This window comes from Ekhidna sp., assembly GCF_964218185.1.
Taxonomy (GTDB): domain Bacteria; phylum Bacteroidota; class Bacteroidia; order Cytophagales; family Cyclobacteriaceae; genus Ekhidna.
On the sequence record NZ_CAXPLV010000005.1, the window covers coordinates 143,801 to 162,268 of the forward strand.

Here is an 18,468-nt window from a genome sequence, read left to right on the forward strand (position 1 = left end):
CTTACAGATTTCCTAGGTGTGTATGTTTAAAGTTATCACTGTACTTTAAGCCATAGCCAAAAATGCGATCCATGCTAGCATGGCCGAAAAGGATGATTCCTGCAAGCTGCAGTTCCGGCATCATCCACCAAAAACCTGCAAAACCAACCAAAATCGCAACGCCCTTATGATGGAACAGATTATACGTAGACGCTCCGATCCTAGTATTGATCAGATAGCCCAACATGCCAATATCTGGTGTGAGGATAAGGGCTAAATATACCCACCAGGCATAATCAAGGAAGAAGAATAAATAGATGGACAGGAGGAACATCATCAGTTCCTCTAGTTTGATCAGACTTTTCATTTAAGAAAGTTAACCTTTCTGAAACATCTCATCCAGTACCTTCACACGATATTCAAATATCCCTTTCAGCTGCTTTTTTACAAATAGTATCTGAGCAATGGAGCCTAAAAATCCAAACGGAATTTTGTAAGAAACTTTGTCCGTCATCAGCACCCCTTGATCATTCTCTTCAAAATGATGTTCATGGTGCCACATTCGATACGGACCAAAGCGCTGTTCATCTACAAAATATTCACCTTCTTTTACGTGGGTAATTTCAGTAATCCAACTAGTCTTTACTCCAGAAAGTGGAGAAACTTTGTAGCTGATGATTTGACCAGGATACATTTTCCCCGGCTTGCCAGAAGTGATTATGAATCCCATGTGATCTGGAGTGATTCGCTCAAGGTTTTTAGGTGATGAAAAAAACTCCCATGCCTCAGACAACCCAATCGGGAGTTGCTGCATTACTGTTAATGTATAGATGCCGGAATGCTTTTTGATTTCAATCATGAACAATAAACTCTTTGAAAGCCAAAATGTTAAATAATCCTAAATCAAAAAATCACGTTCAATAAAAACTGATATTTGACTTCTTGAAGTTTCTGATAACCATATCATTGATCGTACTTGGAATGGCTGCACATGCACAGCGATCCTACGTATTTGGAGTTGTGCGTGATAGCTTGAGTGGTGATGATATGATAGGGGTGCACGTTCGAAACATCGATGCGGGTAGCCTCACCTCCACCAACGCAGATGGTAAATTCAAAATACCAGCACAGATTGGTGATACACTTGTCCTCTCTAGTGTTGGGCATTCTACGCTTGCCTGGATAGCAGATTCTACGTGGTTCAAGGGAGAGGAAATCGAATTTCTGATGCCAGTAAATACCATCTACCTGGATGAAGTAATAGTGGGTGAATTTCCTGAGTACGAACGATTCAAAGAAGATCTTATAAAAATGGAGGTAGAGGACACCTCATTTCAGGTTTTCGGTGTTCCAAAAGTGGTCATGGATCCATACCCTCAAATGGAAAAGAGTGAGTACCTGAATCCGGCCTTTGTTTTTTTCCATCCAATTTCAGCGGTGCATCACTCGTTCAGCAAAAAGGAGAAGGAAAAGCGAAAGATGCAGCAGATCATGAAGCGCCAACACATCACTGAAAAGGCTCGCTTGAAGTTTACTCGTGAGTGGGTGAGTGAAAACACTCAGCTGACTGGCGAAAAACTTACCAGTTTCATTGCTTATTGCAACTTCTCGGAAGACTATCTAGCCAGCGAAACTTTATTTGCTATCCATGAACGGATGATGGAGTTGCTACCTCGGTTTTTGGCAGAGAAAGAAAAGAGCTAGTTGGTTGCTCTGGACTCCTGTTCGATCAAATACTGCTCCACTCGTTCCGCCACGTTTTCACGGATATTCAGATAAAATAAATTGTAGTCCACCACATGATAGCGCTTCCAGTTGATCAGGAAGTTGCCAAAGAATTGAGGCTTATTGATCCACAGCATCCCATCCATGTTTTGTGCATCAGAAAGACCTGGCCTTATTTTTTTGAAGTTCTTCAAAACTCCTCCCCTGTTGGTACCCCATGAGACATAAGTCGTGTCGGTGGTCCAACTCAATGGGTTTACGTTGAGCGCATTGGCATACCAAAAATCGTGATTGGGGGGATAGTAGCCTTTGGCGTAAGTATTCCAGGTAAGCCAGCAGCCAGTATCCTTAGGATCATCACAAACGGGGATGTATGAAAAAGTCCCCTTGTCCATTGGCATACCAACAATGTAGGCAGCAACAAGCTGATCCATCAATGGGCGGTTTTCGAAAAACTCACGAAGAAGCTTTGTGGCATGGTTCGTTCCCTGACTGTGCGAGGCGATGATGATGGGCCTACCGTTGTTCCAGTTTTCCAGATAGTATTCAAAACCTCTTTTCACATCTTCATAAGCATACTCCAGTGCCTCAACCTTGAGTGGGAGGTTATCTGCATAGTAAATCCCGATGTGCGCCTGCCTGTAGAGAGGAGAATAAACTTTCGCTGATCCATTAAAAACACTTGCCTGATACTTTATGGTAGAGGTGCCAATCTCTTTATTGAGTTTTTCGTCATTAACATCCGCAAACCAAGGATGTTCTTTGTATTGCTTTTTGCTATAAATGGTCGGGTAGATAAAAAACACATCTACATCTGCTGACTCCTGATATTCCGCAAGCTCTCCCTTTCCTGGCACCACATCAGCATAATCCTCCACATCCGGATGCGCAATCCAGTATTTCAGGTCTGAATAAACAGGGGCAGAAGGTACCTTGTCTAGATCCTCTCTTCCGTACTTTCCTTTATATGGCTTGTGCTGAGAATAGGAGATGGTGGAGATTAGGATAAACAAAAAAAAGATTTTTCTCATTTGATCTGAATGTTTGGATCTACAACTTCATAATCATGCTGGCTCAGCATGTGATGTGGAATATTTTTCTGAATATAGGTTTGCAATACTTCAATATAACGTTCCTTATCGTACTTATTGGTCACAATCAGACCAATTTCCCTCGCCTTAGGTCTACCACTAATGATTTTTAGATTTTCTTCCTGATATGCGTTGAGACACATGGAGGTTAGCTCGGGTAGAATGGTCATCCCCCCTTTCGTGTCCACTATGCGGATGAGGGCATCAATGGAGTTACTTTGGTAAACAAGGTTTCTGCCTTCACGAATAGTTTTCAGATCACAAAAGTTATTGATCTGATCCCTGAAACAGTTTCCCTCATCGAGTAACCAAAGTTTGTCATAATTAATATCCTCAATGCGAAACTCTGAACTTGCATCCTGCTCACCAGAAGTGTAAACATAGAAGCGCTCATAAAATAGAGGTATCGATTTTATCCCATAGATATCAATGGGTGTTGAAATAATGCCCACATCCAGCTCGCCATTTCGAACATTGTTGACCACCTTCTCAGTGATCTGTTCTTTTATCACCAATTGTAAATCCGGGTAGTCTTGCTCAATAGACTCAACAAACAAGGGGACAAGGAATGGTGCCAACGTAGGGATGATCCCAATAACCAGTTTCCCATGATAGTCATCTTTGATTACCGAAGTGAAATTTTGAAGTTGCTTTACCCCTGATATCACCTCTTGGGTTTTCACCAAATAGAGCTTGCCATCCTCTGTCACTTCTATTGGGTTGGTCGCCCGATTAAATAGCTTGAAACCTATCTCCTCCTCCAGCTTCTGTATTTGCAAGCTCAGCGCTGGCTGACTGATATTCAAATGTTCTGCCGCACGTTTAAAGTTGCCATGCTTGCTCAAAGCCAGTGCATATTGAAGCTGATTGATGGTCATAGTTTTTACTTATGAGGCGATTAATTTAATAAAATTCAATTATATCATCTTTAACCTTAGAATTTTTATCGATCGTAAACCTTTTGACTTTTATGGAAAATATGAAAACCAATTCAGGAAGCAACGGTGCTGACAAATGCCCATTCTTGGGTGGCCATTTGACGAATAGCTCCGGTGGTGGCACATCTAATCGAGACTGGTGGCCAAACATGCTCAATCTGAACATCCTGAGACAGCACTCCTCATTATCCGATCCCATGGATCCGGATTTCAACTATGCTGAAGAATTCAAAAAACTGGACTTGAAGGCTGTGAAAAAAGATCTTTTCGATTTGATGACAGACTCTCAGGATTGGTGGCCTGCGGACTATGGTCATTATGGCCCTCTTTTTATTCGTATGGCATGGCACAGTGCAGGTACGTATCGTATCCAGGATGGTCGCGGTGGTGCCGGTTCGGGCTCGCAACGATTTGCCCCGCTCAACAGCTGGCCGGACAATGGAAATCTGGATAAAGCACGTTTGCTCCTTTGGCCTATCAAGCAGAAGTACGGAAAGCAAATTTCATGGGCTGACCTAATGATTCTGGCAGGGAACTGTGCGTTGGAATCGATGGGATTTGAAACGTTTGGTTTTGCAGGTGGCCGTGAAGATGTGTGGGAACCTGAAGAGGATATCTACTGGGGTTCTGAGACCGAGTGGCTTGGCGACAAGCGGTATACGGGAGATCGCGAATTGGAAAATCCACTGGGTGCGGTACAGATGGGCTTGATCTACGTGAACCCGGAAGGACCGAATGGCAACCCTGATCCACTTAAATCAGCAATCGATATCCGGGAAACGTTTGGTAGGATGGCGATGAATGACGAGGAGACTGTTGCGCTTGTTGCCGGCGGTCACACCTTTGGTAAAGCGCATGGTGCAGCTGACCCTGAGAAGTATGTAGGAAGAGAGCCGGCAGGCGCTCCCATAGAAGAGCAGAGTCTGGGGTGGAAAAACTCTTTTGGTAGCGGACATGGGGATGATACCATAACCAGTGGGATAGAAGGTGCCTGGACACCAAATCCAACCACGTGGGACAATGACTACTTTGAAGTGCTACTTGGGTATGACTGGGAGCTTACCAAAAGCCCTGCAGGTGCACACCAATGGACACCAACCGCTGCATCGAATGCAAGGAAAGCTCCTGCTGCTGGCAATTCATCCAACACACAAGCGCTAATGATGACAACTGCAGACATGGCGCTGAAGATGGATCCCACCTATGCTAAAATCTCCAAACGATTTCACGAAAATCCGGACGAGTTTGCGGATGCGTTCGCTAGAGCATGGTACAAATTGACCCACAGAGACATGGGGCCAATTGCACGCTATCTTGGTTCTGAGGTACCTAAAGAAGAACTGATCTGGCAAGATCCTATTCCAGCAGCCACCCACAAGCTTGACGACAAAGACATAGCTACATTGAAAGATAAAATTTTGAACTCTGGTCTTTCAGTTTCAGAGTTAGTCTCAACTGCGTGGGCCTCTGCTTCTACCTTCCGTGATTCTGACAAGCGAGGAGGTGCCAATGGTGCTCGAATCAGACTGGCACCTCAAAAAGACTGGGAAGTAAATAACCCAAAACAACTTGCTAAAGTGCTCCAAGCACTGGAAGCAATACAGAATGATTTCAGTAAAGGAGTATCGCTTGCGGATTTGATAGTTCTTGGCGGATGCGCGGGGATAGAGCAGGCGGCTAAAAATGCTGGTCATCAGGTGACTGTGCCGTTTACTCCTGGGAGAGGGGATGCTACAGCTGAACAGACAGATGCAGAAGCATTTGAAGCGCTGAAGCCACGAGCAGATGGTTTCCGCAATTATAAAAATCCAAAATTCAAGGTTTCCGCAGAGGAAATGCTGGTAGACAAAGCACAGTTGATGACGCTGACTGCTCCGGAAATGACCGTTTTGATAGGCGGAATGAGAGTGCTGAATACCAACTTTGACGGATCTCAGCATGGGGTATTTACAAAGAGTCCTGAAACACTCACCAATGATTTCTTTGTGAACCTGTTGGACATGTCTACTACATGGAAAGCCATATCCGATGATCAAAGCACTTTCGAAGGCCGAGATCGTAAATCCGGCAATGTGAAGTGGACCGGAACCCGTGTTGACTTGATCTTCGGATCCAACACAGAGTTGCGAGCCATAGCGGAAGTGTATGCGACCGAAGATGGAAAAGGAAAATTCATCAATGATTTTATATCAGCTTGGAATAAGGTGATGAATCTGGATCGATTCGATCTAAATTGATATTATCACCATCTAAATGAAAGGGCTCACTCTTCCTGTGAGCCCTTTTCTAACTCTATAAAAAAAATGGAACTAGCACAATTGATTTATACAGGCGATTTGGATGGCATTCAAAAACTGATTGACGCCAATCCTGAAATTGTCAACACTCCTGATGAGCGTGGTTTTACTCCACTTATTTTGGCCACTTATTTGAACAAAATGGAGGTGGCCGAACTGTTCATAAATAATGGCGCTCAGGTAAATGCACAGGATGCCTCCGGCAATACCGCACTAATGGGTGTTTGCTTTAAGGGCTATCCTGAATTAGCTAAAATGCTCCTTGATAATGGTGCTGACACAACCATAAAAAACCACCAAGGAGATACAGCAATTTCTTTTGCCAGGACGCACGGGCATAAAGCAATCGAGCAATTGATGATCTAAGAAATTTGTCAATACATAGTATCTTAACAAGATGCTTCATTACATCCATATTCAAGGGAGGGAAGCGCCCAGGTTTTACTTTCGCGATAAAACCGCCCAAAACTTCAAGTCGCTGATTCAGTCATTTACGGATGGATCATCTCTGGTTATTTCTTCGCTTTATCGAACAGACGTTTTCTATTCTTCGGAAAAAAACCTCTCCGAAAAAATCCTAAAGCTTTGGTCGCTTCAGGAGCAATCTTTTGACTCTTCCCTGCTCACTTTTGCAGAGGGAAGAGATAAGGCTTTGGAGCTCTTCTTCACTTCTTTGGTTTCATTCAGCAGTGCAAACAAGTGGTATGATGCATATCTCGAAGAATTTCGTCATGCAATTTCGCTGGATCGAAACAATCCGATACTGAGTGACCTCAAACTTTGTGAGCAGTACCTACAGACCTCTCACAAAACCATTGCCCGCCCTGTCTCTGGCACCAACGCTGGAGACTTACTGCCACGAAAAGAAGTCTTTGCCGACCTGATCGAACACATCAATGATTTTCTGAATTGAATTCAGGCATGATTCATGCTTTTATTTCGATCTAATGATTGAAAACCTAATAAACATTTGAATTATGGAGCTGAAGAAAAACAAAAAGTATGATTTGGAACAAAGAAGACCATTGTTCTTTGGTGTTGGAATGATTATCTCTTTGTCGCTTACCATTTTAGCTTTTGAATGGAAGTCGCCAATTGATCCGGTAGTTGATGCTCAACCGGTTGTAGATGAGCCCTGGTATTTTGTTGAAGAGCCTAAAGTAACCAAACACGAAATCCCTGAATTACCTAAACCAAAGGTTGAAAAGCAGGTTATTTCAGCCGCAGTAGATATTAAAGAAGTGGAAGAATTGTCACAAACATTGGAGGTCGAGGACCAGATTGTAGACATAGAAACTACAATCAATGATGCAATGAAAAGCGAGCCAACCTATGTAGAAAAGGCACCAGAAACCGAATTCGATGTTGTTGAAGATATGCCCGAATTTCCTGGTGGTGATGAGGCATTGCTTTCATTTATTGCCCAAAATATAAGATACCCTAAAACCGCTCAACGACTAGGCGTTGAAGGCAGGGTCACTTTGTCTTATGTAATTGATAAGGACGGCTCAATAACCAACATTGAGATCATCAAAGGTATTGGTGCCGGATGTGATGAAGAGGCCATCAGAGTTTTGAAGTTACTTCCAAACTATAGCCCTGGAAAACAAAGAGGGGTACCTGTGAAAGTCAAAATGCGACTCCCAGTACATTTTAGACTGAATTAAGGAAATCTGGCTTTTCTACTAAAACTGAACAGTAGGGGCATTTTCTGCTCCTTCTGTTGCTTCATACAATGGCTTTCTCTCAAACCCAAACATACCGGCTAGCATCGTGTTTGGAAACTTACGAATGTAGGTGTTGTAAGTCTTTGTCTTTTCATTGTATCGCGTTCTAGCTACAGAAATTCGATTCTCCGTCCCCTCCAACTGCGCTTGCAGCTCCAAAAAGTTTTGATTGGATTTTAAATCAGGGTATCGCTCCACGGTCACCAGTAGTCTGGAAAGGGCAGAGTTTAATTGCCCCTGGGCATTTGCAAAATTTTGAAGAGCCTCCTCATTTAAATTCGACGGATCAATCTGAATGCTTGATGCTTTAGCGCGTGCTTCTGTTACTTGAGTCAACACTTCCTTTTCTTGCTCTGCAAACCCTTTTACGGTATTCACGAGGTTTGGAATAAGGTCATACCTGCGCTGATACTGCGTTTCCACATTTGCCCACTCTGTGTTGACCTCCTCATCCATGGTCACCATGCTATTGTACTTCCCAGCGAAGAAGTTATACCCAAGAAAAACAACAAGGACTATGATCAGTATCGTTATGACTCGCTTATTCATCTTTATTTCTTATTTTCATCGAAGATATGAAATCATACCTAAAATCAATAGTCATTTTACTGGTCTCCCTCATTACCATCTGCGTTTCAAAAGGACAAGATCAGCAAGAAGTACCAAAGCTTACCGAAAGGGTGACAGACCTTGCTAACCTGCTTTCTACAAATGAAGAAGCGTATTTAACAAATCAGCTCAAACTGCTAGAAGATAGAAAAGGTAGCCAGCTGGCCATTTTAACTGTAAACACTACTGCTCCCGAGACAATTGAGCAATTTTCAATTCGCGTTGTTGATCAATGGAAGCTTGGTCGCGAAGATGCGGATGATGGTGTGCTATTGATTGTAGCAAAAAATGATCGAAAGCTTAGAATTGAAGTAGGCTATGGACTTGAAGGAGCGATCCCAGATGCCTACGCCAAGCGAATCATCAATAACATCATTGTTCCGCATTTCAGGGACGGTGACTATTATCTGGGTATTGAGGAAGGTGTTGAGGCCATCATAGGACTGATTGATGGGGAGGAGCTGCCTGAGGTAACCACATCCACTAAGACAAGCAACAAAACCCTAAGTCTGTTTTTCTTTATTGGCATTGTTGCGCTAATCTTCTTAGTTGTGATCGCAAAAGTGGTTTTATCCAAAAAGCTTGGCAATCTTAAAAGTAATCTGATTGTAATTTCTATAGTATTCCTTATTGTTTGGATAGTGGTAAACCTAGTTGCTGGGTTATTTGCTGCATTCTTCGCACTGGTTTTTCTTAATGGTAAAGGTTCAGGTGGCAGTGGACGAGGCGGGGGTTACTATGGGGGTTATTCAGGAGGATATTCCGGCGGGTTTTCCGGTGGTGGTGGATTTGGAGGGTTCTCCGGAGGTGGCGGAGGATTTGGTGGCGGTGGTGCTTCAGGAGGTTGGTAAAATTTTGAAAAAATGAAAAAATACATATTTACAGAAGAGGAGAAGAGAAGAGTCAAAGAGGCTGTTGAAGCCCTTGAGCGTGAATCCTGTGGAGAAATTGTACCTTTTTTTACCAGGAGTAGTGATGACTACTCTGAGGTCTCCTGGCATGTAGCTGCTATATTAGGTATTGCCGGGCTTGCAATCATAGCATTGCTTTCTTACACATGGATGTTGCCGGCTTTATCATATTTTGAAGCCTTCTTGGTAATACTTGGGTTGATGATTACCGGGTATTCACTTCCCATCATCTTTCCAGTCTTTAAACGGGTTTTCGTTTCAGACGAAAGAGCTATGGAAATGATCTCATTACGGGCAAAGGAGGCTTTTCTAAATGAAAAAGTATATGATACTAAAGAGCGTGTGGGAATCTTGATTTATGTAAGTAGACTGGAACATATTGTACTGGTACTTGGGGATGAGGGGATCAATGCAAAAGTGCAAAAAGAGGATTGGGAAGAAGTTGTTTCTCTTATCACCAACGGGTTAAAGCAGGGACAAATTGGTGAAGGACTGGTAAATGGTATTAATCATTGCAAAGAGTTGCTCTTAAAAAATGGGTTTGTAAGAAAGGATTCAGATACAAACGAGCTATCAGATGAGCTCCGCATCAAAGAATAGCATAATTTTCTTCATTGGGATCAGAACGGTACCTACCCCTTTCCTGTTTACCTTTATAGAAAACTAAAACCTAGAAAGATGAAATTGAAATTGTTTTACTCACTATTGATGGGCGCACTACTGGTTGCTTGTACCAGCTCATCAAAAGAAGAATCTACCGATGACGCCATCATTGATGAAATGGTACCTATGGTAGAGGGTTCTGAAATGTCTTATTCCACTGATTCTACTGTGATGATTGGCTATTTGGCTTTTGATGCAAATGACTCTTCCAAAAGACCGGGTATCCTCGTAGTGCACGAGTGGTGGGGCCACAATGAATACTCTCGCCAAAGAGCGGACATGCTCGCCGAACTAGGCTATGTCGCCCTCGCCGTAGACATGTATGGCGAAGGAAAACAAGCAGCACACCCGGATGAGGCTGGGGAATTTGCCGGAATGGTGATGGGCAACTTTGAGGATGCAAAAGCTCGATTTGAGGCGGCACTTGAAACACTTAAGAACCATCCAAATGTTGACACAGAAAAAATTGGCGCTATAGGTTATTGCTTTGGAGGATCAGTGGTGCTGAGTATGGCCAATGCAGGGTATGATCTGGATGCTGTAGCTTCCTTCCATGGTGGGTTAGGCCTTCCAGTGATGCCAGATTCCAGCAGCCTGAAAGCTCGAGTGCTTGTGGCCAATGGTGCCGATGACCCGTTCGTGACGGAACAACAAATTGCTGATTTTAAAGCCGCGATGGATGCTGCTGGTGCAGAATACAAGTTCATCAATTATGAAGGGGCTGTTCATAGCTTCACCAGCAAAATGGCTGACTCGATTGCAGCACAGTTCAATATGCCGTTAGCCTATAACGCCAGTGCTGACAGTGCGAGCTGGGCAGAGATGCAAAAGCTTTTTGAAGAATCGTTCTAATTCAACACAATAGTTCGGATAAAAAAGCTCCTTCGTGGGGCTTTTTTTATTTTATGATCAACCTTTTCTTCTGATGATATGTGCCATTATCCGCTTCTATGAAATAGATACCGGCTTCATAATTTAACGCTAATTCAACTGAGTTTGAATTAATCCAAAACGAGGAACGGTAAATCATTTCACCAGAAATGGAATACAGCCTTACATTGGTAGTCGTGTTGATGAATTGATTTCCCAAGAGAACGGTCACTTTTTCATTGGCAGGATTTGGATATATTGTAAACAAATCAGCGGCCTTAGAAAAAGCTCTAATAACGCCAAGATCTTCGCTTTTCCCATCAAAGTCTCGTTGAATTAAACGATAGTAATTTGCTCCGATGACAGGAGAGTGATCAACAAAATCATAGTGTAAAATAGTATTGCTATTTCCTCCACCCTGGATAAAAGCCAGATGCGCAAAGTCTTTTCCATCTGTGGATTTATAAAGGTCAAACCCTTCGTTATTGAGCTCGCTAGCGGTGGTCCAATGAATCTTTATGGATGAAATTTCATCTTCCCAATCAAAGGCAACAAGCTCTACAGGCAGTACCACAGAAGATGTTGCACCTCCTTCACCAGGAGAAATAGTACCATCACTTCCATCCGTATTCATGTCCGGCTGGCACTGTCCCCCGCAGCAATTGCCGTCCTGACAAGTAATTGTCGTGCCTGAACAAATCTGATCGGTCGTAGAGTTATCAGATGTGTTGTAGTGTCTGATTGAATTGTTTCGAGTCCCTCCATAATAGGCTGGGCCATCCAGAGCAAGGGTTCCGTCACCACAGACAAACGAGTTGTCTCCATCAAAATAAAGGTCATCTCCAGCTCCAGCTGTAGCTGTGCTCTCAATATTTAAAATCGCTGGCCCGGATACAATCAGATTTTGATTAGAGATAAATGACCCCCCGTCTCTTACATCTATTCTTCCAATCAAAAATAAAGTTGAGTTTGCATTTAGCCGATAGGAGCCACCATTTTGAACCTCCACATCTCCTTCAAAAACCGTAGCAACGGTACTCGTAAACGCTCCACCATTGGTGATGGTGATTGTACCTTTATGATAAAAAGCATTGGCATTACAGCCTGTCGGGTTATTTCCACAGCCTGTTGTACCAGAACCGGTGCATCCGCATACTCCGGCGATTGCCTCATCATTCGGTTGAGTATTAGTGGCAGAGTTGTCAAGTGTGTTGTTAACCGACACTGCATGACCAATTGAAACATTGTCATTGCGCCCCGGATAATCAACTCCAATTGTTGTTCCAGGACAAGTTCCCCATGTAGCACAATTGTCCCAGTCCCCAGCTTGGACAGATATAAATTGCGAGTAAGAGGCGAAACATAAAAGCAGTAAAAAGGAGGTGATAAAGGTTTTCATAACCTTAAATATGGCATAATTTGCCTTATTTCAACGACTTATCAATATGATGATTTTAGCTGCCGCAACCTACGCACTCAATCTCTGAGTTCATTGGACGGGTTCCATTTAGCTTCATCTTTAGGTTGTGAATCTTGTCTTTGATGTCCATGTCGCTAAACATGTCTCCTGTAAGTTTGGCTTCTAATTCTGTGATTTGGGATTGGATTTCTTCAGTAGTCATGACGCATTTGTTACGGGTAATCGATAGAATAAATTTAAGAGAAATTTTCTGATTATCGTTCCCCGATCTCAAACATTCATCAAAATGGATACAGAGCTTCTGTTTTTAATTCAACCCCTTGCTCGCTTAAAAGTTGAAAAGAACTCACCGTGGCAGAACCAGTAAAAATGAATTTAATCACTTTCAATGTGCTAATCTGTCCCTCATATTTAAAGCGAAAAGGAGGGTTATCCCCCACGATGATCTCCAACGCTTTATCCTTGCTGGCAATCTCTACCCGATGCTCTAGCTTCAAATTTGTTGATAGACCACTTAAGTCATTTTGCTTTCCCGAAATGATTTCCTCTGCACACTGAATGGCGACCAAACCATAGCAGCCTGTTTGCACTATCGGTATTCTCATATTTCCTCCTTCGCCTTTAATGAGAATTTCATAAAAACCACATGGATCACTGGTTTGGGATAGAGACTCCATCTTCACTTCTGTAACCAGCTTAAAATCGTCTCCTGATAGTTTTTCCAATTCTTTATTTGAAAAAGTAAAAACAGGATAAAGTGTGTTTGATGAGCCTGTCAAAGACTTTATGAGTTGGTGATCAATAGACAGGCTATCACCAAAAATGAAATCACCGCTTTCGACGTATTGAGGGCGGGTGTCCATGCCAGAATCCATAATCAAACCATGCCAGCCAGTTGTGGTAATATGGATAGCACTTTGGGCTAGAATTCGGTCATTGTAGATGAGTTTGGCCTGATGATAATCAGGATAGTAATAGGTTCCTGTGTAAAAACTTTGATCAGCATCCAATGTAGTACGCTCATGCGGATTCCATGAAAGCTCAATTTCCACCTCAGAATTAGGCACAATGTAGTGAAAGCCTATGGTGGCTGGCACGCCTTCGTGAGCGAATTTTTCAGGTTCCAGACTTACTTCTCCTATGGGTCTATCTGTTGACATTAGAAGAATGGTTGCGGCCAACCCAAGAATGCCGATCCCAAGTAGATAAAGTAAAGTCCTCCTGCTCTTTTTGTTTTTTGAGTGTTGTGGCGACATAGCATTTTTAAATGCATACCAGCCTGAATAATCCAACGTCATAGCCAGCGCATCCAAAGTTTTAATCTGTGGAACGCTTTGATACTTATCCATCCAAAGCCTGCGCAGAGTTGAAGTGCTCAGGTTTGTTCGGGTTTGCTTTAAAATAGCCTCGCGAAGATATTCATAGTCACGCTCCATCAGGTTCGAGGCTTGCAGATTGAATTTCCGTTCAATCTTTCTCTTGCATAGCTCTATGTATTCCTGATCTGACATGCTCTGAATTATACTGCCAAGGTTTTAACAAGGTTTTGAAAAGATGATTATACCGAAAAATTCCGGTGCATCATGTACGATTGTCTATACAAACTTAAAATTGGACTAATGAAATACATCGCGATCATTTTCACAGTTGCCCTTTGGGGGACGATAAAGGCTCAGGAACTTAAAAAGAGTTGGGAGTTTCAAGCTACTGCCAAAGTACTAGCTGCTCCTTTAGTACAAGGAGAAGACCTTTTCATAGGAGATCAAAACGGCGTTTTCTTTTGCCTCGATCTCACAACAGGAAATGAAAAATGGAGACTGGAAACAGGTGGCAACATTCAGGCAAAAGCTACAACTGTTGAGGAAAACATCTTCTTTGAATCAGCCAATGTTTTTTATCTGGTCAATGCTAAAAGCGGAAAAATCATTTGGACGCTGGAAGCGGGAATGAAGCCTTTCATTTTCAAGTATGAAGATCGGGAATGGCCTTATAAAATTGACCCATTCGATGACAAGCGCTCTGTTGCAACATACCGAGGTGGAATTATCTATGTTGGCTGTGGTGATGGGAATGTTTATGCTATAAACGCTACCAGTGGCAAACTGGTGAAAAAATATGCTGCTGAGGACAATGCCCCTGTTCGCTCATCACCATTGGTAGAGGATGGCAAGCTCTACTTTGGCGATTGGGAGGGAATGGTCTACTGCTACTCGCTATACAATGATTCGCTGATATGGAAAAAGAAAACCTATAGAGGTAAAAAGCCCTATGGTACGTTTGGTGGAGTGGTTTCAGAGTTTGTCATTTACAAAGACCTGTTATTCTTTGGGGCAAGAAATTACATGCTAAACGTGCTGGACCTTTCCTCCGGTGAAAAAGAATGGACCTATACAGATGCCCGAAAAGGATGGATCATTGGAGATCCGGTTATATACAAAGACACCCTCTATATAGGTGGTTCGGATAACTATTCCATGCTTGCTTTTGATCCGATCATTGGCAGACCCATTTGGGCGCAGGAAGGCGGGAAAAACATTTATACCAAACCTGTGGTAACTGATGAATGGGTAATATACTCAGCAGGAAACGGATACAACCCTACCGATACAGGTGTAGTCTTTCTTTTAAAACGATCAACTGGCGAAGTGCTGGATAAATATGAGCTGCCAATGGGCTCATTCTCATCGCCAGCTCTTACAAAGAATCAGATCGTTTTTGGATGCTATGATGGAAAAATCTACTCAGTAAAGATTCACAGTACCTTTAGCAAATAAGGTTCTTCTGCTTTCAGAAGGTTATTAACCTAACTGAACTCATGAAAAAAACTATCATTTACACACTTGCACTTTCCTTGGGGTCAGTTGCTTTCTGTCAAACTACAATTGAGACATTAGTTGCTGATTTTGAGCGTGCAAAGGCACTGTCACTTGAATACGTGGAAGCTATGCCTGAAGATAAATTTAACTACCGTCCAACCGAGGGTGTTCGTTCTTTCGCCGAGCAGTTTTTGCATGCTTCTCAGGGAACAATTGGATTGGTAAGTAATGGCACAGGTGCTGATCGGATTTATGCAGATAGCAATTTGGAGAAAGACGAGGCATTGCAGTCCAAAAAAGAAGTAAAACGAATGGTTGCAGAAAGTTTTGATTTTGCTATCTCATCCATCAAACAAATGGATGAAAGCTCGTTTGGAGAAATTGTGGAAAGAGGGCCGTTTAAAATTACCCGGCTTGCATGGGTGCAAAAAGCCCACGAGCATATATCTCATCACAGAGGCCAGGCTGCTGTTTATTTACGAATGAATGGTGTGGTTCCACCACAGTATAAATTGTTTTAAGCAAAAAGAACCGGCACTGCCGGTCTTTTATTCTTCTTCATCTTCCTGCACAATTTCCTGATTCACATCCTCTATGGATTTGAATTCCTGGTTATAGATGTTGTGAAAAGCGATCATCGTTCCGATGATCGCCACCCACATCACTCTTTTTATAAATTTCCAAAATTTACCCAATCTCAACCTTATCAAGGTTCATAAATTCAATGGCCCCACTCTCTGACAAAGTCACACCAATCACGGAATCCTTTGCAATGTTGCCAGCCAGAATTTCCTTCGACAATTCGTTCAGGATTTCCCGCTGAATCACTCGCTTCAATGGTCTGGCACCAAATTGTGGGTCAAAACCTATTTTACCCAGATAAGCTAAAGCTTCATCATCCGCTTCAATCTTGATACCATTTTCAGCAAGTCGTTTCTGAATCAGCTTAAATTGAATGCTGACAATTTTCTGAAGGTCCTGCCTATTCAATGGTCTAAACATGATTGTTTCGTCCACCCGATTTAGGAATTCTGGTCGTACTGATTTTTTCAGCAATTCAAACACCTGATTTTTAGTTTCCTCAATGACTGGCTCAGGGTTTTTCTCATCCATTTTTTCAAAGCTTTCCTGGATAAGGCCAGAACCAATATTGGTGGTCATGATGATGATCGTGTTCTTGAAATTGGCCACCCTACCTTTGTTGTCGGTCAAGCGACCATCATCCAATACCTGAAGCAAGATGTTGAAAACATCCGGGTGAGCCTTCTCAATCTCGTCTAACAAGATCACACTATATGGCTTTCTCCTCACAGACTCTGTAAGCTGCCCCCCCTCATCATAACCCACATATCCCGGAGGTGCACCAATCAACCGGCTTACTGCGTGACGCTCCTGATATTCTGACATATCGATGCGCACCATGGCGTTCTCGTCATTGAAAAGATACTCCGCCAATGCCTTTGCCAGCTCTGTTTTTCCAACACCGGTGGTTCCAAGGAATATAAATGAACCGATGGGTCGTTTAGGATCATGCAAGCCTGCACGGCTTCTTCTTACCGCATCTGACACGGCCTGTATTGCCTCAGACTGCCCAGCCACTCTTTTGCCAAGCTCTTCTTCCAAATGAATCAGTTTCTCACGATCACTTTGGAGCATTTTGGAAACAGGTATGCCCGTCCATTTTGCAACAACCTCGGCAATATCCTCAGCGTCTACCTCTTCTTTCAGAAGGCTTTTTTCACCCTGCATTTCGTGCAGTTGATTTTGATAGTCTGCCAGCTTCTGCTCGGCTTCTACAATTTTTCCGTAGCGTATTTCGGCAACCTTATCATATTCACCAGCCCGTTCTGCTCGCTCAGCTTCCAGCTTATAATTCTCAATGTTCTCTTTTTGCTCACGCAATCCCTGAATAACGGACTTCTCATTGTCCCACTTAGCTTTCAGCTCTTTGCGATCACTTTCCAGATCGGCAATCTCTTTATTAAGCTGCTTCTCTTTCTCTTTGTTTTTTTCTCTACGAATGGCCTCCCGCTCGATCTCAAGCTGCATAATCCGTCTGTTGAGCTCATCCAGTTCCTCAGGTAATGAATCGATTTCGATTCTCAACTTAGAAGCCGCCTCATCCATTAAGTCGATGGCCTTATCGGGCAAGAAACGATCAGAAATGTATCGATTAGAAAGCTCCACCGCGGCAATCACTGCATCATCCTTCACGCGAACACCGTGGTGCACTTCATATTTATCTTTGATTCCGCGAAGTATGGAAATGGCATCCTGAACTCCCGGCTCATCAACCGTAATAGACTGGAATCTACGCTCTAGCGCTTTGTCTTTCTCAATGTATTTCTGATACTCCTGAAGGGTGGTCGCACCTATTGCATGGAGTTCTCCTCGAGCAAGTGCCGGTTTTAAGAGGTTGGCGGCATCCATGGCTCCTTCACCTCCTCCACCCGCACCAATCAGCGTGTGTATCTCGTCTATAAAAAGGATAATCTCACCATCACTATTCGTCACTTCTTTTATGACCGCTTTTAGGCGCTCTTCAAATTCTCCTTTGTATTTAGCTCCGGCAACAAGAAGGCCCATGTCCAAAGAGATAATGGTTTTTGACTTCAGGTTCTCCGGCACATCACCATCTACGATTCGCTGGGCCATACCTTCTACAATCGCGGTTTTTCCTACTCCAGGCTCTCCTAGTAGAATAGGGTTGTTTTTTGTTCTTCTGGCCAGGATTTGCAGCACTCTTCTGATCTCCTCATCACGCCCAATAACCGGATCAATCTTTCCTTTTTTAGCAAGTTCATTGAGGTTTTTTGAATAACGTTCCAGAGATCGATATTTAGATTCAGCATTTTGATCCGTCACCTTTTCACCTCCCCTAAGCTCTTTAATTGCAGCAATCAATTGTTTCTCCTGAAAACCCGCATCTTTTAAAATTTGCGCAGACTTATCAGAACCAGCTAAGATTCCAAGAATGATATGCTCCACGGCAACATACTCATCTCCAAAATCTTTCAGATACTTTTCAGCTTTTTGTAGTGCTTTTGCTGCATCATTCGAAAGGTAGGGTTGACCCCCAGAAACTTGTGGGTAATTATTGATCAGGTCGTCCAAAGGCGATGAAATCATTTGCTTGGTCGTGCCCAGTTTTTTCAAAAGGAATGACACAAGGTTCTCATCTGACGTCAAAATAGCTTTAAGAAGGTGTCCTGTCTCAATTACTTGCTGTCCTCCTCCAGAGGCTATCTCAGTAGCTTTTTGTAAGGCTTCCTGAGCTTTTATTGTATAATTATTAAAGTTCATAGTCTTCTAGTTCTTGTACGATAGGAGGATGACAAATGCTATTCCAAAGAATTTATTGGACTATTTCAAGACAAGTTGGCAGGTGATTCTTAGTGGAGATGCGGAAAAGAGGACAAGTC

General features: G+C 42.9%; 19 protein-coding genes. 10 read left to right on the plus strand and 9 right to left on the minus strand.

The window, feature by feature from the left end:
• Nucleotide 1: 1 nt before the first annotated feature.
• Together ACEQZT_RS06030 and ACEQZT_RS06035 are read right to left on the minus strand one after the other, a co-directional pair.
• The gene (locus tag ACEQZT_RS06030; protein WP_370088246.1) at nt 2-346 is read right to left on the minus strand and encodes a DUF4260 domain-containing protein; all 345 of its coding nucleotides are present in this window, start codon (nt 344-346) and stop codon (nt 2-4) included.
• Between the two features lie 9 nt (nt 347-355).
• Nucleotides 356-838 (minus strand): hypothetical protein, encoded by a 483-nt coding sequence (locus ACEQZT_RS06035; protein WP_370088248.1) that lies wholly within the window; start codon nt 836-838, stop codon nt 356-358.
• 83 nt (nt 839-921) lie between these two features.
• On the opposite strand from ACEQZT_RS06035, the gene ACEQZT_RS06040 reads away from it, so the two are divergent.
• Nucleotides 922-1,683 carry a hypothetical protein gene (locus ACEQZT_RS06040; RefSeq protein WP_370088250.1) on the plus strand — a complete coding sequence of 254 codons (762 nt, stop codon included), beginning with the start codon at nt 922-924 and terminating at the stop codon, nt 1,681-1,683.
• On the opposite strand, the gene ACEQZT_RS06045 is transcribed toward ACEQZT_RS06040, so the two are convergent.
• Together ACEQZT_RS06045 and ACEQZT_RS06050 are read right to left on the minus strand one after the other, a co-directional pair.
• Nucleotides 1,680-2,735, minus strand: coding sequence for a DUF3089 domain-containing protein (locus ACEQZT_RS06045; protein WP_370088252.1), 1,056 nt, complete (start codon nt 2,733-2,735; stop codon nt 1,680-1,682). The two genes, ACEQZT_RS06040 and ACEQZT_RS06045, sit on opposite strands and share 4 nt — an antisense overlap.
• Nucleotides 2,732-3,673 carry a LysR family transcriptional regulator gene (locus tag ACEQZT_RS06050; RefSeq protein ID WP_370088254.1) on the minus strand — a complete coding sequence of 314 codons (942 nt, stop codon included), beginning with the start codon at nt 3,671-3,673 and terminating at the stop codon, nt 2,732-2,734. The genes ACEQZT_RS06045 and ACEQZT_RS06050 overlap by 4 nt, the downstream gene beginning before the upstream one ends.
• Before the next feature lie 92 nt (nt 3,674-3,765).
• Here ACEQZT_RS06050 and katG point away from each other — a divergent pair, with 92 nt between their 5' ends.
• The 4 genes from katG (at nt 3,766) to ACEQZT_RS06070 (ending at nt 7,697) form a co-directional block, all read left to right on the plus strand.
• A complete protein-coding gene (katG, locus tag ACEQZT_RS06055) occupies nt 3,766-5,970 on the plus strand; it encodes a catalase/peroxidase HPI (RefSeq protein WP_370088256.1) in 2,205 nt (734 codons plus the stop codon).
• A 66-nt stretch (nt 5,971-6,036) separates the two neighbouring features.
• Nucleotides 6,037-6,396, plus strand: a complete 360-nt coding sequence (locus tag ACEQZT_RS06060) for an ankyrin repeat domain-containing protein (RefSeq protein WP_370088258.1) — start codon at nt 6,037-6,039, stop codon at nt 6,394-6,396.
• A gap of 31 nt (nt 6,397-6,427) precedes the next feature.
• A complete protein-coding gene (locus ACEQZT_RS06065) occupies nt 6,428-6,943 on the plus strand; it encodes a hypothetical protein (protein ID WP_370088260.1) in 516 nt (171 codons plus the stop codon).
• Nucleotides 6,944-7,007: 64 nt separating this feature from the next.
• Complete coding sequence (locus tag ACEQZT_RS06070) at nt 7,008-7,697, plus strand: TonB family protein (RefSeq protein WP_370088262.1); 690 nt, start codon at nt 7,008-7,010, stop codon at nt 7,695-7,697.
• An 18-nt stretch (nt 7,698-7,715) separates the two neighbouring features.
• Here the strand turns inward: ACEQZT_RS06070 and ACEQZT_RS06075 are convergent, their stop codons facing one another.
• Entirely contained in the window at nt 7,716-8,306 is a 591-nt protein-coding gene (locus ACEQZT_RS06075) for a LemA family protein (RefSeq protein ID WP_370088264.1), read from the minus strand.
• A 26-nt stretch (nt 8,307-8,332) separates the two neighbouring features.
• On the opposite strand from ACEQZT_RS06075, the gene ACEQZT_RS06080 reads away from it, so the two are divergent.
• The 3 genes from ACEQZT_RS06080 to ACEQZT_RS06090 all read left to right on the plus strand — a co-directional run bounded on the left by ACEQZT_RS06080 (nt 8,333) and on the right by ACEQZT_RS06090 (nt 10,792).
• Nucleotides 8,333-9,217: a YgcG family protein gene (locus ACEQZT_RS06080; protein WP_370088265.1), complete on the plus strand. Its 885-nt coding sequence runs from the start codon at nt 8,333-8,335 to the stop codon at nt 9,215-9,217.
• Nucleotides 9,218-9,229: 12 nt separating this feature from the next.
• Nucleotides 9,230-9,877 carry a TPM domain-containing protein gene (locus ACEQZT_RS06085; protein ID WP_370088267.1) on the plus strand — a complete coding sequence of 216 codons (648 nt, stop codon included), beginning with the start codon at nt 9,230-9,232 and terminating at the stop codon, nt 9,875-9,877.
• Between the two features lie 78 nt (nt 9,878-9,955).
• Entirely contained in the window at nt 9,956-10,792 is an 837-nt protein-coding gene (locus ACEQZT_RS06090; protein WP_370088269.1) for a dienelactone hydrolase family protein, read from the plus strand.
• A gap of 46 nt (nt 10,793-10,838) precedes the next feature.
• Here ACEQZT_RS06090 and ACEQZT_RS06095 read toward each other — a convergent pair whose 3' ends face one another.
• From ACEQZT_RS06095 to ACEQZT_RS06105, 3 genes are all read right to left on the minus strand, one after another.
• Nucleotides 10,839-12,209, minus strand: coding sequence for a T9SS type A sorting domain-containing protein (locus ACEQZT_RS06095; protein ID WP_370088271.1), 1,371 nt, complete (start codon nt 12,207-12,209; stop codon nt 10,839-10,841).
• Nucleotides 12,210-12,264: 55 nt separating this feature from the next.
• Complete coding sequence (locus ACEQZT_RS06100; RefSeq protein ID WP_370088273.1) at nt 12,265-12,432, minus strand: hypothetical protein; 168 nt, start codon at nt 12,430-12,432, stop codon at nt 12,265-12,267.
• A 79-nt stretch (nt 12,433-12,511) separates the two neighbouring features.
• Nucleotides 12,512-13,741: a hypothetical protein gene (locus tag ACEQZT_RS06105; protein ID WP_370088275.1), complete on the minus strand. Its 1,230-nt coding sequence runs from the start codon at nt 13,739-13,741 to the stop codon at nt 12,512-12,514.
• A gap of 108 nt (nt 13,742-13,849) precedes the next feature.
• On the opposite strand from ACEQZT_RS06105, the gene ACEQZT_RS06110 reads away from it, so the two are divergent.
• Both ACEQZT_RS06110 and ACEQZT_RS06115 read left to right on the plus strand, forming a co-directional pair.
• On the plus strand, nt 13,850-15,004 hold the full coding sequence (locus tag ACEQZT_RS06110; RefSeq protein ID WP_370088277.1) for a PQQ-binding-like beta-propeller repeat protein: 1,155 nt from the start codon (nt 13,850-13,852) through the stop codon (nt 15,002-15,004).
• A gap of 41 nt (nt 15,005-15,045) precedes the next feature.
• Nucleotides 15,046-15,567 carry a DinB family protein gene (locus tag ACEQZT_RS06115; protein ID WP_370088279.1) on the plus strand — a complete coding sequence of 174 codons (522 nt, stop codon included), beginning with the start codon at nt 15,046-15,048 and terminating at the stop codon, nt 15,565-15,567.
• 166 nt (nt 15,568-15,733) lie between these two features.
• On the opposite strand, the gene clpB is transcribed toward ACEQZT_RS06115, so the two are convergent.
• Complete coding sequence (gene clpB / locus ACEQZT_RS06120; protein WP_370088281.1) at nt 15,734-18,349, minus strand: ATP-dependent chaperone ClpB; 2,616 nt, start codon at nt 18,347-18,349, stop codon at nt 15,734-15,736.
• Nucleotides 18,350-18,468 lie beyond the last annotated feature (119 nt).

Excerpts from the sequence above, each read along its gene's own strand:
- ACEQZT_RS06030 (WP_370088246.1), bottom strand. The coding sequence starts at position 346 with ATGAAAAGTCTGATCAAACTAGAGGAACTGATGATGTTCCTCCTGTCC.
- ACEQZT_RS06035 (WP_370088248.1), bottom strand. The coding sequence starts at position 838 with ATGATTGAAATCAAAAAGCATTCCGGCATCTATACATTAACAGTAATG.
- ACEQZT_RS06045 (WP_370088252.1), bottom strand. The coding sequence starts at position 2,735 with ATGAGAAAAATCTTTTTTTTGTTTATCCTAATCTCCACCATCTCCTAT.
- ACEQZT_RS06050 (WP_370088254.1), bottom strand. The coding sequence starts at position 3,673 with ATGACCATCAATCAGCTTCAATATGCACTGGCTTTGAGCAAGCATGGC.
- katG (WP_370088256.1), top strand. The coding sequence starts at position 3,766 with ATGGAAAATATGAAAACCAATTCAGGAAGCAACGGTGCTGACAAATGC.
- ACEQZT_RS06060 (WP_370088258.1), top strand. The coding sequence starts at position 6,037 with ATGGAACTAGCACAATTGATTTATACAGGCGATTTGGATGGCATTCAA.
- ACEQZT_RS06065 (WP_370088260.1), top strand. The coding sequence starts at position 6,428 with ATGCTTCATTACATCCATATTCAAGGGAGGGAAGCGCCCAGGTTTTAC.
- ACEQZT_RS06070 (WP_370088262.1), top strand. The coding sequence starts at position 7,008 with ATGGAGCTGAAGAAAAACAAAAAGTATGATTTGGAACAAAGAAGACCA.
- ACEQZT_RS06075 (WP_370088264.1), bottom strand. The coding sequence starts at position 8,306 with ATGAATAAGCGAGTCATAACGATACTGATCATAGTCCTTGTTGTTTTT.
- ACEQZT_RS06080 (WP_370088265.1), top strand. The coding sequence starts at position 8,333 with ATGAAATCATACCTAAAATCAATAGTCATTTTACTGGTCTCCCTCATT.
- ACEQZT_RS06085 (WP_370088267.1), top strand. The coding sequence starts at position 9,230 with ATGAAAAAATACATATTTACAGAAGAGGAGAAGAGAAGAGTCAAAGAG.
- ACEQZT_RS06090 (WP_370088269.1), top strand. The coding sequence starts at position 9,956 with ATGAAATTGAAATTGTTTTACTCACTATTGATGGGCGCACTACTGGTT.
- ACEQZT_RS06095 (WP_370088271.1), bottom strand. The coding sequence starts at position 12,209 with ATGAAAACCTTTATCACCTCCTTTTTACTGCTTTTATGTTTCGCCTCT.
- ACEQZT_RS06100 (WP_370088273.1), bottom strand. The coding sequence starts at position 12,432 with ATGACTACTGAAGAAATCCAATCCCAAATCACAGAATTAGAAGCCAAA.
- ACEQZT_RS06105 (WP_370088275.1), bottom strand. The coding sequence starts at position 13,741 with ATGTCAGATCAGGAATACATAGAGCTATGCAAGAGAAAGATTGAACGG.
- ACEQZT_RS06110 (WP_370088277.1), top strand. The coding sequence starts at position 13,850 with ATGAAATACATCGCGATCATTTTCACAGTTGCCCTTTGGGGGACGATA.
- ACEQZT_RS06115 (WP_370088279.1), top strand. The coding sequence starts at position 15,046 with ATGAAAAAAACTATCATTTACACACTTGCACTTTCCTTGGGGTCAGTT.
- clpB (WP_370088281.1), bottom strand. The coding sequence starts at position 18,349 with ATGAACTTTAATAATTATACAATAAAAGCTCAGGAAGCCTTACAAAAA.